Source organism: Alteromonas sp., from assembly GCF_984505615.1.
Genome location: NZ_CFHOXV010000001.1, coordinates 337,112 through 352,577 on the forward strand (window position 1 = coordinate 337,112; position 15,466 = coordinate 352,577).

Sequence of the window (15,466 nt, forward strand, 5' to 3'; positions counted from 1 at the left end):
GAAGCGTTACGGGCTTTAAACAGGCTGCCGCCTGAGCGCAGGAAGCCCTTTTCTCCGCTTCGTTGTAGCCAGCTTACAACTCTTTTATTTTGATATTCCGGAAAGCAACCGGCGAGGTCCATTCCTGCAGCACGATGTGCCCTTTGGTAGCCTTGCCGAAATCAGCAAAGCTTTTAAAATTTGACTGAGATACCCAGTCTTTCCATTCTTGACTACCAAGGTCAACTTTCGCGGTTAAATTGCCATTCAGGTAAAAGGCCACTTCACCGTTATTTTGCCTGATAACCGACTGATTCCACTGCCCCTGCTCATGCACAGAAGTTTGTGTAAGCTGTGCGGAATAACCATACAGACACCCCGGATTTTTAGCCGGCTTTTTATTATCGATATGTTCAGGACCCAGAAGCTGATATTCAGGTCCGGTTTGCCAGGCAAGCTGATTTTCCGGGTTTTCCTGCACATTAATAAATACACCGCTGTTACCATCTACGGTTGTTTTCCATTCGAAAGCCAGTTCATAGTTTTCAAATTCAGCATCTGATGTCAGGTCGCCGTGCTGAACACCGCTGGTACGCAAATCGACAGTAATAGTGCCGTCCTGCACTATCCATGAAGGCTTAGCATCAGGATGTTGAAATAAGTGCCATCCATCCAGTGTCTTGCCGTCAAACAGCAACTTCCAGCCCTCTTTGACTTCAGTTGCGGTCAGCACATTTTGCTGAGATGAAGATGTTGCAGCCATCGAACCGGCACTAAAGGCTGACAATGCACACACTGCCAGCAGCAATTTTTTATGTTGATTGATTTTCACAGACCATCCTTAACAATATTCCCGGGGTTTACAGATAAGTGTGTCCCTAATCTGCTGAATGACACATTACAGTAACATCTTTGTTACTTCCATCGGCTCCCGGCCTTTTTCTTCCGGTGTCATACTCAGTGCGGCAGACTTCCGCACATGCCTGACATAACTGGCTCTCCCCGGTTTGCTTTCCTCTGTCCGTGGGCGTATAAAAGACAGTACATAAAGTGTTCAAACAAAAGGATTATTGTGATGAAGAATGCCTGTTGCCTGTGCTTTGCATTCCTGTTTATCAGCCTGCTGAGTTACGCCGGAGAAGCTGACGTACCTGAGGTGTTCAGGGGCCATGCGCAAGACAACAAGCTTTATCTGCAATATGACGATCTGGACACATTTTTAAAAACATTTGTTTCCGTGACCGGCTGGTCTGAAAGGCAAAAAGCGGAGAACATAGATTCCAAAGTGGGTACGCGCCTGAAAGTACGCATTAATCCGCTGACGGTACTGGAGGGTAATAAATTCTACTTTACCGCCTTTGACAATGAACAGGTGGTTTCCACGTTGGCAGATATGCAGGCCAGTCTGATGTCTCTGCCGGATGAAATTCCTTTGCCTCTTCTCAGTGCAGATGAGCAACTGGCATACTGGCTGAACCTCTATAACGTCACCATGCTCAATGAGATTGCTAAACGCTATCCGGTCTACAGCATGAGTCGCTACCTCAATCCTGACGAAGATAAGTATTTCCTTGATGACAAAGTCATGACAGTGGCAGGGATCCCTCTCAGCCTGAATGACATTAAAGACAAAATCCTGAAGGAAAAATATGACAGCAATCCGCTTATCCTGTATGGCCTGTTTCAGGGCAATATTGGCGGCCCCGGCATCCAAAAAAGGGCATTCCGTAGTCGCGGAATATGGCGGACACTGAAAAAGTCTGCCACTGAATTTATTAATTCAAATCGTGGCACCTACTACGACGGCAAAGTTTCAGTGTTCTATGAGCGCAACCTGAACTGGTTTAATAACGATGAGGCGGCATTGAAAGCGCATATCCTGACGTATCTCGGCGGTGAAATGACTGAGGAGATCGATAAGGCAAAATCGCTGGATTTCGCCATGAAAGACTGGCAACTGGCAAGCGTAATGGGTGATCAGCGTAGTTACGGCGGGTCTGGTGCGACCAACAGTGCGGCTATGTTAGATTCAGTTGTAGTAAGCGGCAGCGCATTAGTTCCCACTCATATGATGGAGGAATGGGTTTCTAAGACACCAACGAGCACCCGTTTATCGCCGTCTCAACTGGCAGTACTTGATGATCTGCGTACCCGGTTCGCTGTGGCCCGGGGCTCGGTATCTGTCACCGATCTCAGCGAAGAAGAGGCGAAGTCAGACAAAGAACAGTAGCCGCTGGTAAAGGTAACTCCGGACCAGACAAAAAAGGGCGATGTTTTCACATCGCCCTTCCGCTTTATGTTTTTTAACGCCTTATGCGTCCAGAATAATCCGCAGCATGCGACGCAGCGGTTCAGCCGCGCCCCACAATAACTGATCACCGACAGTGAAAGCAGAAATGTATTCCGGCCCCATTGTCAGTTTACGGATACGACCTACAGGAATCGATAAAGTACCGGTTACTTTTGCCGGCGTCAGTTCCTGCATGGTGATCTCACGGTCATTCGGGATCACTTTCACCCAGTCATTGTGCTTCGCCAGTAAACCTTCGATTTCTTCAACACTCAGGTCTTTTTTCAGCTTCAGAGTAATAGCCTGGCTGTGACAGCGCATTGCACCAACACGAACACATAATCCGTCTACCGGTACCGGTGAGTCCTGAGTACCCAGGATCTTGTTCGCTTCAGCCTGCGCTTTCCATTCTTCACGGCTTTGACCTGACGGCAGTTGTGTATCGATATACGGGATAAGGCTGCCGGCCAGTGGCACACCGAACTGATCTGTCGGGTTTTCATCAGAGCGGATAAATTCAGCAACCTGACGGTCGATGTCGAGAATAGCTGTCGACGGGTCGTCTACCAACGCTTTCACATCACCGTACACTGCGCCCATCTGACTGAGCAATTCACGCATGTGCTTTGCACCGGAACCGGAGGCTGCCTGATAAGTCATAGGCGATGCCCACTCAACCAGATCTGCTTCAAACAAACCACCCAGCGCCATCAGCATGAGCGATACTGTACAGTTACCACCTACATAGGTTTTTACGCCGCCCTGCAGACCTTTATCAATTTCACCACGGTTTACCGGATCTAAAATGATCACAGCATCATCTTTCATCCGCAGAGCTGAGGCAGCATCGATCCAGTAGCCATTCCAGCCGCTTTCGCGCAGTGCCGGATAGACTTCTTTAGTGTAATCACCACCCTGACAGGTAATAATAATATCCTGCTTTGCCAGTGCTTCGATGTCATTGGCATCTTCCAGTACACCGCAATCTTTACCGGCGAAATCCGGCGCAGGTAACCCTTTTTGAGAGGTCGTGAAAAAGGTTGGCTCAATGAATGAGAAATCGTTTTCTTCCTGCATTCTTTGCATTAATACAGAGCCGACCATACCGCGCCAGCCAACTAAACCAACTTTATTTTGAGACATTCTCTGAACCCTTCTTGTGTCCTTCCCGGCGCCTGTCTGACGGCAAAACCTCTTGCGGGCTCTTTATCTTTTGCCGTTGTTCACCGGAAACCTGTTGTAAAGGCCGCAGTCTATAAAGAAAGTCACGGCTTTGCCAGCAGCATTTGTTATCAGCAATAGCTGTTTTTCATACAAGACGGGTAATTTCCGTTGAACAGTCAGTATTGCGCGATGTTGCGATTGCGCTGTGTCGTTGATTCCGATAGGGTAGAAATTAGCCAGCAGAATAATAAGCTATTGATTTAGATTAACTTACCTGCCCTCTCCGGCCACTAAGATAATAAAAGAGCCCGCTTTTATCAGCAGGAACGGGACATATACAAGGATGCAGAATCATGCAAACAGTCAGACAACCTTCTCTGCTCCAGGTCGGATTACTCGCCGGCGTAATTATTCTGATGATAATTGTTATGACCCAATATACTCCGCTTCCTATTCAGCTGGCGCTTCTGGGCGCCTGGTTTGCCACCCTCGGGCTGGGGAAATGGCTCGGTCGCAGTTATGAATCCATGCAAAACGGACTGCTTACCGGCATCTCTCAGGGTATGGAAGCCATTCTCGTACTCATCGCAGTGGGTGCACTGATTGGCAGCTGGATGGCCGGCGGCATTGTGCCTTCTATTATTTATTACGGCCTGTCTGTGATGACACCTCAGATATTCCTGTTCGCCGCATTTTTTATCTGTGCGGTAACTTCCCTGGCGACCGGTACATCCTTCGGTACTATCGGTACCGCAGGCATCGCCATGATGGGGATTGGTGAAGGCTTTGGTCTGCCCGCCCCTCTTGTCGCCGGTGCTGCCATCTCAGGGGCTTATGTGGGAGATAAATTATCCCCGCTGTCTGACACCACCGTGATGACGGCCTCATTGTGCAGAGTCGATCTCATCGAACATATTAAATCCATGCTTTATATCAGTGTACCCGCCATAGTGATTGCCAGTGCCCTGTTTTTGTTCACCGGCATTCTCACAGGCCATCAGGGAAGTACCGGACGGGCAACAGAAGTTATGGCTGTTATAGATGCCTGGTTTACGGTCAGTCCGTTTATGATCTTGCCCGCACTGGCGGTCATCACCCTGCTCATTCTTCGTCAGCCGGCGGTTCCGGTTATCTTCTTTGGTGCTTTACTTGGGGTTGTCTGGGCCGTCTTATTTCAGCAGCAGGATGTCATACCGGCATTGGAAACGCTGTATGACGGTAGCCACATCGAATCTGATGACAATGTTATCGCCGTGCTGCTGAACCGCGGCGGTATGATGTCTATGCTGCCAAATATTCTGCTTATCATTCTGGCTCTGGGCATCGGCGGCCTGATGGAAGCCACCGGTGTACTGGCTACCATCACCACCTCACTGCAACGCTGGGCTGATAACGTAACAAAACTGGGTTTATCCACACTACTGGCAGGGATCATTGGCAATATATTGGGTGGCGCGGCCTATGTATCACTGATTACCGCCAGCACGATTACCGGTAAAAACTATGATGCGACGGGTACAGACCGGCGGGTGCTGTCCCGTAATGCAGAATCCGGCGGAACGGTGGTGACACCAATGATTCCCTGGTCCGACGGCGGGGTATTCATGGCCACCACCCTGGGTGTGAGCACAGCAGCTTACCTGCCTTATTTATGGTATCACCTGCTGGTACTTGGCATTGCTGTTCTCTACAGCTTTACCGGCTGGTTTCATTTCAACAACGCCATCAGGCCCGGAAAAACCTTTACTAACGAACAAAAAACAACCAGATCGCAATCATAAAAATCGCAGGTTCACGCTCCTTATCTGAATATTTCCACTATTTAACTATTGTTGCGCGATTGTTAAATCCACAAGAAAATCAGGGACTATCGGTAAGGGTAAAAGGGAAAAACTACGACTTTGGTCATGCGTCCATAAGACCTTAGGAGCGATCAGGTCGGATATTGACTCATATTGTCTGAAATTGATATGGATCAACCCCGCCCCAAATGAAAACAAAATGTTAACAGCGATCACAAGGCGTTTTCACTCCTGCCGGAAATCTGTTCTCAGTCTCTTTTACTTCACTTGAGTCCCCGGTGATTTTTCTCTACTCTCTGACGCCCGAAGACTAATTTCCTGTTGAAAAGTCGTTTCGAGACAATTCAGCATGACCGGTACACACGAGGACAGATAGTCAGCATGATTACCTCATTGCTCACCAACAATGCTTATGCGGTTTCCTTAAACCGTATGGCAATTGACAGCACCACGCGTGTTGGGGTGGTGCTTTGGCTGGCGACCCTCGTACTGGTATTCAATGTGTCTTTAATTATCAGCGGTATCATGGCGGACTCATCGGAGTTTGTCGGTGCCCTGCATGACAACCTTGTTGTCGAACCTCATTCCCTGGCAGTGATGCACGAAGCATTATCTGTGTTCTTCTTTTCAGCAGTCCTGCTTATCTGTTTATTGGGTATTCAGCTACAGCCCGCCCCGTTAGCGCGCGCCGGTGTTGCTGCCTCCCCGAAACCAGTTTTAATCGTTAACGACGATTACCGACAGCCGTTTGTACAACAATCCGGCAGTCGCGCACCACCTTCTGACAAGTGATTTTCTGTTGATTACAGACGTGCCTCAGGTACGTCTGTAATCAAGAGCGCGTCGCGGGTCACTCCTCTGCTGGTTCACGCCGTGTTCACTTGTTCGAAAACCTTCGATAGTCACTATCGGAATATTACGCGTGTCGTCTCTGACGGCAATAACGTTGAACCCGGGTTATAGGAAAATGCTTTTGTCTATTCGTAACCTTTCTAAATTAGCTTTTGCGTCAATCGTGCTGTTACTGGCCGGTTGTAGCGGTGGCGTACTTGATCCGAAAGGACAGGTAGGTATTGAAGAAAAGAACCTGATCATTCTGTGTACGATTCTGATGCTTATCGTTGTTATTCCGGTGATTGTACTGACGCTGTATTTCGCCTGGAAATACCGCGCGAGCCGCGACTTTGAAGTCTACACACCGAAATGGGCTCACTCTACCAAGATTGAAGCCACGGTTTGGTCTATTCCAATTCTGATCATCATTGCACTGGGCATCATTACGTGGCAATCAACCCACGCATTAGACCCTTATGCACCGCTTGAAGATAAAGGCGAGCACATGACTGTTGAAGTGGTTTCACTCAACTGGAAATGGCTGTTCATTTATCCTGAGCAAGGCATTGCAACGGTTAACGAACTGGTGATTCCGGCTGACAAGCCAGTTTCATTCAAAATCACTTCTGAAGGCACAATGAACTCGTTCTTCATTCCTCAGTTGGGTAGCCAAATCTACTCAATGGCAGGCATGGAAACTCAGTTACACCTGATTGCTGATGAGCCGGGTACCTACAAAGGTATTTCTGCGAACTACAGCGGTGCGGGTTTCACTGGTATGAAGTTCGACACCATTGCTACGCCAACTGAAGCCGACTTTGATGCCTGGGTTCAGAAAGTAAAATCAGAAGGCGGTTCCCTGACTTCTGAGAACTTTAAGCAATTAGCTGAAGATAGTGAAAACCACCCTGTCACTTATTACAGCACGGTCAGCGACGGTCTGTTCCACGAAATCATCATGAAGTACATGAAAGATCATGGCTCTATGGATTTCTATGGTAAGCCAGCTAATGCTGCTACAGGCGTAAAAGCCGAGGCGATGCAGCACAAAGGCCATCACATGGGGGTTGAAGAGTAAGTATGTCTTTTTTAGGTAAATTATCTATTGAGGCTGTACCGTACCACGAGCCAATCGTAATGGTTACGCTTGGGGTAGTTGCAGTACTCGGTCTGGTGATCGCAGGTCTGATCACCAAATACAAAGCATGGGGCCCGCTGTGGCGTGACTGGATCACGTCCATCGACCACAAACGCCTGGGTATCATGTATATCCTGCTTGCACTTATCATGCTTATGCGTGGCTTTGCCGACGCTATCATGATGCGTACGCAGCTCGCTGCGGCAACAAACGGCGCAGAAGGCTATCTGCCGCCGGAACACTACGACCAAATCTTCACCGCGCACGGTGTTATCATGATCATCTTTATGGCAATGCCATTTATGGTGGGCCTGATGAACATCATCGTTCCGCTGCAGATTGGTGCTCGTGACGTTGCCTTCCCGTTCCTGAACAACCTGAGCTTCTGGCTGACCGCTGGTGGTGCAATTCTTATCAACCTGTCTTTAGGTGTAGGTGAGTTTGCGAAAACCGGTTGGGTTGCTTATCCGCCACTGGCGGGTCTGGAGTATTCTCCGGGTGTCGGGGTTGATTACTACATATGGGCCTTGCAGATATCCGGGCTCGGGACGCTCTTGACCGGGGTTAACTTCCTGGTAACTGTATTCAAGATGCGTGCGCCGGGCATGAAACTGATGCAAATGCCTATCTTCACCTGGACTTGTACCTGGGGTAACATCCTGATTGCTGCGTCATTCCCTATTCTGACTGCAGTACTGGCGATGCTTACGCTTGACCGTTATCTTGATTTCCACTTCTTCACCAATGATTTAGGTGGAAACTCGATGATGTACATCAACCTGTTCTGGGCGTGGGGTCACCCTGAAGTATACATTCTGGTTCTGCCAGCATTCGGTATCTTCTCGGAAATCATTTCTACCTTCACTGCGAAGCGTCTGTTTGGCTATAAGTCAATGGTGTACGCGTCGGGTGCAATTGCAATCCTGGGCTTCATTGTTTGGTTACACCACTTCTTCACAATGGGTTCCAGCGCAAACGTTAACGCCTTCTTCGGTATCATGACGATGATTATCGCCGTACCGACCGGGGTTAAACTGTTTAACTGGCTGTTCACTATGTACCGTGGCCGTCTGACTATCACAACACCTGTGCTGTGGACGTTAGGCTTCATGGTTACTTTCACCATTGGTGGTATGACAGGCGTACTGCTTGCTATCCCGGGTGCTGACTACGTACTGCACAACAGCTTGTTCCTGATTGCTCACTTCCATAACACTATCATCGGTGGTGCGGTATTCGGTTACCTGGCAGGTTTTGCTTACTGGTTCCCGAAAGCGATGGGCTTCAAACTGGATGAGAAAACCGGTAAAGCGGCATTCTGGTGCTGGCAGATTGGTTTCATGGTTGCGTTCATGCCATTGTACGTTCTGGGCTTCTTAGGAATGACCCGTCGTCTGAACCACACTGACAATCCAGACTGGAACATCTGGCTGTACATTGCTGCGGGTGGTGCATTCATCATCGCTGCAGGTATCTTCTTCCAGTTGCTGCAACTGTTCATCAGCTTTAAGAACAAAGAAGCACTTAAAGATACTACGGGTGATCCGTGGAATGGTCACACGCTGGAGTGGTCAACTGCGTCTCCGCCTCAGTACTACAACTTCGCTGTTATTCCTCACATCAAAGACATTGATGCATGGACTGACATGAAAGAACGTGGTGAAGCGTATCAGAAGCCTGAGAAATATGCCCCGATCCACATGCCTAAGAATACCTCTGCTGGTTTCTTCATGAGCATGAGCTTCACGGTAATGTGTTTTGCACTTATCTGGCACATCTGGTGGCTGGCCGCTGTTGGTTTCATCGCCGGTATCGCAGTATTCATCAAGCGCTGTTACACCAGCGACGTAGATTACTACGTACAGGTTGATGAAGTAGAGAAAATCGAAGCAGAGCATTTATCTGCTAATGCTAAAGGAGTGAACGCATGAGCTCAGTAGCTACTGATATGCATCACGATCACGACCACGAGCATCACGAGAGTAATAGCGTTTTCGGCTTCTGGGTTTACCTGATGACCGACTGTCTGTTATTTGCCTCGTTCTTCGCAACCTACGCAGTGTTGTTCATGAACACTGCCGGTGGCGTGTCTGGTAAAGACATCTTTGAACTGGACTTCGTTGCAGTTGAAACCGCGGCACTACTGTTAAGTAGTATCACCTTCGGCTTCGCAATGATTGCAGCGCACAAGCAAAACAAAGGCGGCACACTGTTATGGTTGGCTGTGACCTGGGTTTTTGGTGCCGTGTTCATCGGTATGGAAATCTATGAATTCCATCACCTGATCGTTCACGGTAACGGCCCTGATACCAGTGCCTTCCTCACCGCGTTCTTCTCGCTGGTAGGACTGCACGGTCTGCACGTAACTTCAGGTCTGATTTGGATGACCATCATGATCATCGAAGTGATGCGTCGTGGTCTGAAAGATCAAACTGTTACGCGCCTGAGCTGCTTAAGCCTGTTCTGGCACTTCCTGGACATCGTCTGGATTTGCGTATTCACCGTTGTTTACCTGATGGGAGCACTGTAATGAGTCAGCACGATTCTCACGCTGTTAGCCATGCAAACGACCATGGTGATGTGAAATCCTATGTGATTGGGTTTGTTCTGTCGGTCATCCTGACAGTCATCCCTTTCTGGATGGTTATGGAAGGCGACTTCTCTAAAGGCACCACTATCTGGAGTATCGTTACGTTAGGTCTGGTACAGATTTGGGTTCACCTCAAATACTTCCTGCACCTGAACTTCGTTACCGAAGATGGCCGTGCAAGCACGTTCTCGTTCCTGTTCAGTGCCCTGATTATCTTCATGGTAGTCGGTCTGTCTGTCTGGATCATTTACGAGTCTAACGCGATGATGATGTACTAGCCTCCCGGCTGGTACATTTTCTGAGCGTACGCGAGGTAAACTGGAAATATGAAACCTGTATTTCGTCGATATTTAACCGTGACTAAGCCCGGCATTATTATGGGCAACCTGATCTCTGTCGCCGGTGGTTTTCTGCTGGCATCACGGGGGGACGTTGACTTTATGCTGATGGCGGCAACGCTGATTGGCTTATCACTGGTTGTTGCATCCGGATGTGCAATTAATAACTGCATTGACAGGGATATTGATGCCAAGATGCAACGTACCCGCTCCCGGGTTACCGTGACCGGGGAAATGTCGCTGAAAGCCGCATTCTGGCATGGCATTGTGCTGGGTGTGATGGGTTTTACCCTGCTAGTGGCGTACACCAACGCCACTGCGGTGTTTTTCGCTGCACTGGGTTATGTGGTGTATGTAGGCGTTTATAGCCTGTATATGAAACGTAACTCTGTGTACGGCACACTGGTTGGTAGCTTGTCTGGTGCGGTTCCCCCGGTTGTGGGTTACTGTGCGGTAAGCGGCCAGTTCGATGCTGCCGCTGCCATTCTGCTGGTGATGTTTAGTTTGTGGCAAATGCCCCACTCTTACGCCATCGCTATTTTCCGTTTCAAAGATTATGAAGCGGCGAATATTCCGGTACTGCCGGTTGCAGAAGGTATCGAAAAGGCCAAACTGCATATCGTGCTTTACATTGCGGTATACGCGATTGTGACCATGATGCTGTCGATTGCAGGATACACAGGTATTGGTTTCCTGGCCGTCGCCTGTACCACCAGCTTCTGGTGGCTGCTGATGGCACTGCGCGGCTATCGCCCTGATATCGACATGACACGCTGGGCGCGTCAGGTGTTCGGCTTCTCCATACTGAACATCACGATCCTCAGTATTGCCATGGCGGTAGACTACCACGATGTAGCACCTAAACTGTTCGCCTTAGCGCTATAGACTAGTAAATACGAAAAAGGGCCGCTCAATTGAGCGGCCCTTTTGTTTTGGTAATTCACTAATCGCTATATCTCATCGATAAACATCATAGCGCCGTTACCGTTATCACAGGCTTACTGCCATCTGGCCCTGATACCGTGAAGCAGTAGGTGCCGGCTTCAGCGTTGATCATCAGGTTGTTATTACTGACCCCCAGCACTTTGGGAACATCTACCATCACTTCGTTTGAGGCTTCGCCATCTGGATTACCGAAGTTCACCGTGCTCCAGTCCTCCGAGGCGACCTTAAACTCCGTTGCACCACCGCTAAGCACGATATCCGCCGTATAGGTGCCATCGCCCTGCCACGTCAGTGTGTTGTCTGTACCCCATGAATTCATGCCGCCACGAATAAATACTGGTGTTGCCCCAAAGAATTGCTCTTCGAAAACACCAATGGTAGGTATTTCACCATTTCGCGCTGACAGCACAAACACGTAGCTGTTGCTCGCTTCAATGGTCAGCACCAGGTTTTCGTTAGTCGCGGCAAGGAACTGGGTTGCACCCACGTTAACGGCAGTATCTGACTCGTTATTTGTCATTCCGCCCAGGTTAACCGTAGACCAGTCTTCCGACGCAATCTTGAACTGATAAGTGCCCGGCTCCAACGTAGTAGCAAAGGTGTATACCTTATCGCCCTGGTAGCTAAAGGCATCGTCCGTTCCCCAGCCATTCATATCGCCACGCAGATAAACGGTGGTGGGTGCAAATGGCTCGTCATAGTTAACTGTCAGGATTGGGGCGCTGGTATCTGAAGCATCCACACGGAATTCATACAGTGCCGTTTCTGCTGGCGTAAAGCTCAGATTGGTATTACTGACGCCCAGTACCATGTCGTTACCCAGGGTAACAATACCGTCAGAACCGTCTGCCGCTCCCAGGTTGACGGTAGCCCAGTCTTCCGACGCCATCTTAAACCCATACGTGGTGCCGGCGTTAAGTGTTGCCGTCACGGTGTACACGCCGTCGCCCTGATAGGTAAATGGTGTATCCGTGCCCCAGCCGTTCATGTCACCGCGCAGATAAGCAACGGTATCACCAAACGGCACAACATCCGGCGCACCGGCTGTGGCGTAAGCCGACAAGCCATAGCCTTGCGCGCCCATTTGCGGTTTTACGAATACTGCAGTGGTCAGTGCGGGCACGGTAAAGGTACCGTTGCCTTCGTCATCGCCGGTCCCTTCCGTGAACATGGCCGTACGTACCGTATTGTCTACTGAGTTGATCAGCACGTTGTGTAATTCAAAACCGGTTGCCGTAGCGACAGTAATGGATTTTTCTTCGTAGCCGGTGTTTACCACCACCATAATGGCATCGACGGCGGGATCGATGTCCGCCAGTGGTGTTTCACTCGTTTCGTTATACCCATCATCAATGCTCATAGCCACCAGCCCCACTTGCTGACGGGCACCGATGTTATGGAAACCCACGCGCTGAATGATGTCGTCCATGGTGGTCAGGCGGAATAACTTGCTGCCAGAGCGGATCATCAGGTATTCATCGAACACCGTGGAAGCAAATTCAATTTCGCCCATGCTGGCAGCACGCTCGGCATCATAGATAAATGCACTCATTTCATCCCAGCGCGCGGAATTATCTACTGCCAGAGGCAGGCCAATATTCCAGTTATTGGTATTGAAGGTGAAGTCCACATAGTTGAACCAGTCCCCGGCATCGTAACTGTTGCGATCCATCGACTTAGAACGCAGGAAGTCGCCGCCCATTTGGAGGAACGGAATACCCTGAGACATCAGCGGCAGAGTGATACCGATATTCTGTGCACGAACACGTTCTTCGAGGGTGAGATCCATGGGCAATGAGTAGTTAAACTGATCCCACAGGGTTTCGTTGTCGTGTTTGGATACATAATTGATCACATCGGCAGGATCCTGTGCGTAACCACCCAGACTACTGGTTGTGGTCGCAGAGCCGCCGGAGGTTTCCAGCACATAGTCGGTGAGTGTACCGGCCATGCCCATTTTCAGGCGATCCTGCGCACTCAGCGCTTCATCACTTTCAGGGTTAAACAGATGACCGTAACGAATAGCATCACGAATGCGGTCGTTATAGGTACCGATTTGGGTGCCGCCCATATTGATCTGGTTGGCCTGCTCGTAACCTCTGTCTTCCTTCAGCCACCCTTCACCGTAGAAATAGTTATCTTCGTCAATGGCCTGAACGGCATCGCGCAGACGCACCATGGTATCGACCGTGGCCTGACTCATGATGTCAAAGCGGAAGGAATCAAACTTATACTGCTCAGTCCACAACAGCAGCGAATCCAGCATCAGTTTTTCCATCATCGCCTGACGGGGTTCGGTATCTTCACAGCAGGTTTCCTGCACCATCGCGCCGGTTTCTACGTCGTAACGGTGATAATAGCCCGGTACCACTTTATCCAGCACTGAACGCGGATACACGCCTGAAGCATTGGTGTGGTTGTACACCACATCCAGCACAACCCGCAGACCGATTTCATGCAAGGCCATATTCATTGCGCGCATTTCAACGATACGCTGAACACCCTCGGCATCAGAGGCATAGCTGCCTTCCGGCACATTGAAGTGATACGGATCGTAACCCCAGTTGAAAGAATCATAGCCACGCATTTGATCTACAAGCGCCTGGGCTTTACCGCCTTCAGAGGCCGGATCGTAGCTTTCCAGCAGATCTTTGATAACCGTGCCTTCCGGTTCCTCATCGCAGATTGCGGCATTACGATTCAGACGACACAAATCACCTACGGTATCGTTGATATTCACTACATTTGCAGGATTTTCGTCCACGCTGGCAATGTCGTTAGCAGGTAGCATATGGAAGTGGGTCAGACCGGCATCTGCCAGCTTTTGCAGGTGTGCAACCGGTGCGGTGCCTTCTTCCGTGAACGCCAGATATTTACCCCGGTTTGCCTCTGAGGTGGATTCATCAAGGATACTGAAGTCACGGATATGACCTTCGTAAATCACCGCATCTTCCGGATCGGCAATGGTCGGGATGGTCTGGGTATCCCAGCCGTCTGGCTTAAGATCGTCATCAGACAGATTCACGAAGCGTGAGAAACGGCTGTTGGTCGATAACGATACTGAGTACGGGTCGGTGACTTGCAGGGTTTCCAACTCACCGGTGACGGGGTGATAAACTGTAACCTCAAAGCGGTACAGAGTACGATCCAGTGACATATCGCCGTCGTAGCGCCAGATCCCGGTATTCTCATCCAGTGTCATCGGATAAGTATTCTGCAGCGACTTGCTGTCTGAATAGCTCAGCAGGCTGACCTGCTGTGCAGTAGGCGCCCACACCACGGCAGAAATGCCAGTGTCGGTATAAACCGGTCCCAGCGTCGCTTCGTTGGCATCGTCATCGCCGCTGGTGTAAAGCACATCCAGCACGTTAGCCAGCTGAATGCCGGTTGCAGCAACCAGTTTGCCTTCACCGTTATAGCCGCCAATTGCAGTCTGGGTTTTCAATACCGCTTTCGCCGCGGCTTCATCCCAGTCGCCCTGCCACGCCTGCATGGATTGCAGATGAGGTGCCAGCGCAATTTGCTCATCGGTGAGGGTGGTTTCGGTAAGTGTCAGTACGGTGCCGTTGAGGCCATCTTCCAGAGTGGATTCCAGACCGGCGGTTTCACTGTAGTGCAGTTCCACAACATCCACACCTTCCGGTGCGTTCCACAGAATCGTATTCACATCCAGCCAGTGTGCACTAAGACCTTCAACATCGACGGGTTGTTCACCTAAAGAAATAATCGGAAATTCGAAAATGATTGCTTCACCAGACAGTGTGAAGTTCATCCGTGTATAGGTTTCGTCATCCTGAACCAGCGAGCCGGCAAAGTCGCCGCCGCCCATTTCCTTACCGGCATCGTCAGTACCTTTGTGGATAATGAAGTTATGGCAGGTACCATAGTTTTCTTTCAGCTCCAGCACCCAGTAGGCCCCGAAATTCGGATCGATACCGGTTGGCTGACGACCGTTAGCCCAGTCTGTATCCGCATCGGCGTAAGCATCACAGGTATCATTGTTCCAGGTATGCAGACGCCAGCCTTCGTAGGCAGGATCGTTAGGTACATTATCGGCATCCACTGAACCGCGGTTGTAATAAAGCACCGCCTGATATTCTCCCGGGAAGAACACCGGATCAGGTAATGTCGGATCGGCCCCCACTACGCAAGCATTGTTGGCTTCATTCGGTACGGTTGGCGGATCGCACTCGATGGGAGGCGGCGCGACACACTGTGTGCCCGTTGAATCCGGGATCAGCGGCGAGTCGCAGGTAAGCAGGTTATTGCTACCCGATTCGATATCCGGGCCGCCACAACCGGTTAATACAAAAAGTGTCAGTATGCAGGCCAGCAGCCCGCAAGTCTGTTTGGTAAGTCTGGTCATATCTGATGTCCATTTACGTC

At 50.0% G+C, this 15,466-nt stretch carries 11 protein-coding genes; 8 read left to right on the plus strand and 3 right to left on the minus strand.

Features of this window, described 5'->3' with window-relative positions; genetic code table 11:
* Window positions 1-73 precede the first annotated feature (73 nt).
* Window positions 74-811, minus strand: a complete 738-nt coding sequence (locus AC4PME_RS01370; RefSeq protein ID WP_202980669.1) for a 3-keto-disaccharide hydrolase — start codon at window positions 809-811, stop codon at window positions 74-76.
* 243 nt (window positions 812-1,054) lie between these two features.
* Here AC4PME_RS01370 and AC4PME_RS01375 point away from each other — a divergent pair, with 243 nt between their 5' ends.
* Window positions 1,055-2,209: a DUF547 domain-containing protein gene (locus AC4PME_RS01375; RefSeq protein ID WP_491044448.1), complete on the plus strand. Its 1,155-nt coding sequence runs from the start codon at window positions 1,055-1,057 to the stop codon at window positions 2,207-2,209.
* A gap of 81 nt (window positions 2,210-2,290) precedes the next feature.
* Here the strand turns inward: AC4PME_RS01375 and asd are convergent, their stop codons facing one another.
* Entirely contained in the window at window positions 2,291-3,412 is a 1,122-nt protein-coding gene (asd, locus tag AC4PME_RS01380) for an aspartate-semialdehyde dehydrogenase (protein ID WP_119502466.1), read from the minus strand.
* Between the two features lie 374 nt (window positions 3,413-3,786).
* Between asd and nhaC the strand changes: the two genes are divergently transcribed.
* The 7 genes from nhaC to cyoE all read left to right on the plus strand — a co-directional run bounded on the left by nhaC (window position 3,787) and on the right by cyoE (window position 11,020).
* Window positions 3,787-5,214: a Na+/H+ antiporter NhaC gene (gene nhaC / locus AC4PME_RS01385; RefSeq protein WP_491044447.1), complete on the plus strand. Its 1,428-nt coding sequence runs from the start codon at window positions 3,787-3,789 to the stop codon at window positions 5,212-5,214.
* A gap of 402 nt (window positions 5,215-5,616) precedes the next feature.
* A complete protein-coding gene (locus AC4PME_RS01390) occupies window positions 5,617-6,027 on the plus strand; it encodes a hypothetical protein (RefSeq protein WP_119502468.1) in 411 nt (136 codons plus the stop codon).
* A gap of 181 nt (window positions 6,028-6,208) precedes the next feature.
* Window positions 6,209-7,147, plus strand: a complete 939-nt coding sequence (cyoA, locus tag AC4PME_RS01395) for a ubiquinol oxidase subunit II (RefSeq protein WP_119503476.1) — start codon at window positions 6,209-6,211, stop codon at window positions 7,145-7,147.
* 2 nt (window positions 7,148-7,149) lie between these two features.
* Window positions 7,150-9,138 carry a cytochrome o ubiquinol oxidase subunit I gene (cyoB, locus tag AC4PME_RS01400; protein ID WP_490709936.1) on the plus strand — a complete coding sequence of 663 codons (1,989 nt, stop codon included), beginning with the start codon at window positions 7,150-7,152 and terminating at the stop codon, window positions 9,136-9,138.
* Window positions 9,135-9,737, plus strand: a complete 603-nt coding sequence (cyoC, locus tag AC4PME_RS01405) for a cytochrome o ubiquinol oxidase subunit III (protein WP_119502470.1) — start codon at window positions 9,135-9,137, stop codon at window positions 9,735-9,737. The genes cyoB and cyoC overlap by 4 nt, the downstream gene beginning before the upstream one ends.
* Window positions 9,737-10,075 carry a cytochrome o ubiquinol oxidase subunit IV gene (gene cyoD / locus AC4PME_RS01410; RefSeq protein WP_070126334.1) on the plus strand — a complete coding sequence of 113 codons (339 nt, stop codon included), beginning with the start codon at window positions 9,737-9,739 and terminating at the stop codon, window positions 10,073-10,075. Before cyoC ends, cyoD begins: the two co-directional genes overlap by 1 nt.
* A 48-nt stretch (window positions 10,076-10,123) precedes the next feature.
* Window positions 10,124-11,020, plus strand: a complete 897-nt coding sequence (gene cyoE, locus AC4PME_RS01415) for a heme o synthase (protein ID WP_119502471.1) — start codon at window positions 10,124-10,126, stop codon at window positions 11,018-11,020.
* 85 nt (window positions 11,021-11,105) lie between these two features.
* Here the strand turns inward: cyoE and AC4PME_RS01420 are convergent, their stop codons facing one another.
* Entirely contained in the window at window positions 11,106-15,446 is a 4,341-nt protein-coding gene (locus AC4PME_RS01420; RefSeq protein WP_491044590.1) for an alpha-1,6-glucosidase domain-containing protein, read from the minus strand.
* Window positions 15,447-15,466: the final 20 nt, after the last annotated feature.

What these genes read in the sequence shown, in the direction of transcription:
- AC4PME_RS01375 (WP_491044448.1), top strand. Translation starts at nt 1,055, where the DNA reads ATGAAGAATGCCTGTTGCCTGTGCTTTGCATTCCTGTTTATCAGCCTG.
- asd (WP_119502466.1), bottom strand. Translation starts at nt 3,412, where the DNA reads ATGTCTCAAAATAAAGTTGGTTTAGTTGGCTGGCGCGGTATGGTCGGC.
- nhaC (WP_491044447.1), top strand. Translation starts at nt 3,787, where the DNA reads ATGCAAACAGTCAGACAACCTTCTCTGCTCCAGGTCGGATTACTCGCC.
- AC4PME_RS01390 (WP_119502468.1), top strand. Translation starts at nt 5,617, where the DNA reads ATGATTACCTCATTGCTCACCAACAATGCTTATGCGGTTTCCTTAAAC.
- cyoB (WP_490709936.1), top strand. Translation starts at nt 7,150, where the DNA reads ATGTCTTTTTTAGGTAAATTATCTATTGAGGCTGTACCGTACCACGAG.
- cyoC (WP_119502470.1), top strand. Translation starts at nt 9,135, where the DNA reads ATGAGCTCAGTAGCTACTGATATGCATCACGATCACGACCACGAGCAT.
- cyoD (WP_070126334.1), top strand. Translation starts at nt 9,737, where the DNA reads ATGAGTCAGCACGATTCTCACGCTGTTAGCCATGCAAACGACCATGGT.
- cyoE (WP_119502471.1), top strand. Translation starts at nt 10,124, where the DNA reads ATGAAACCTGTATTTCGTCGATATTTAACCGTGACTAAGCCCGGCATT.
- AC4PME_RS01420 (WP_491044590.1), bottom strand. Translation starts at nt 15,446, where the DNA reads ATGACCAGACTTACCAAACAGACTTGCGGGCTGCTGGCCTGCATACTG.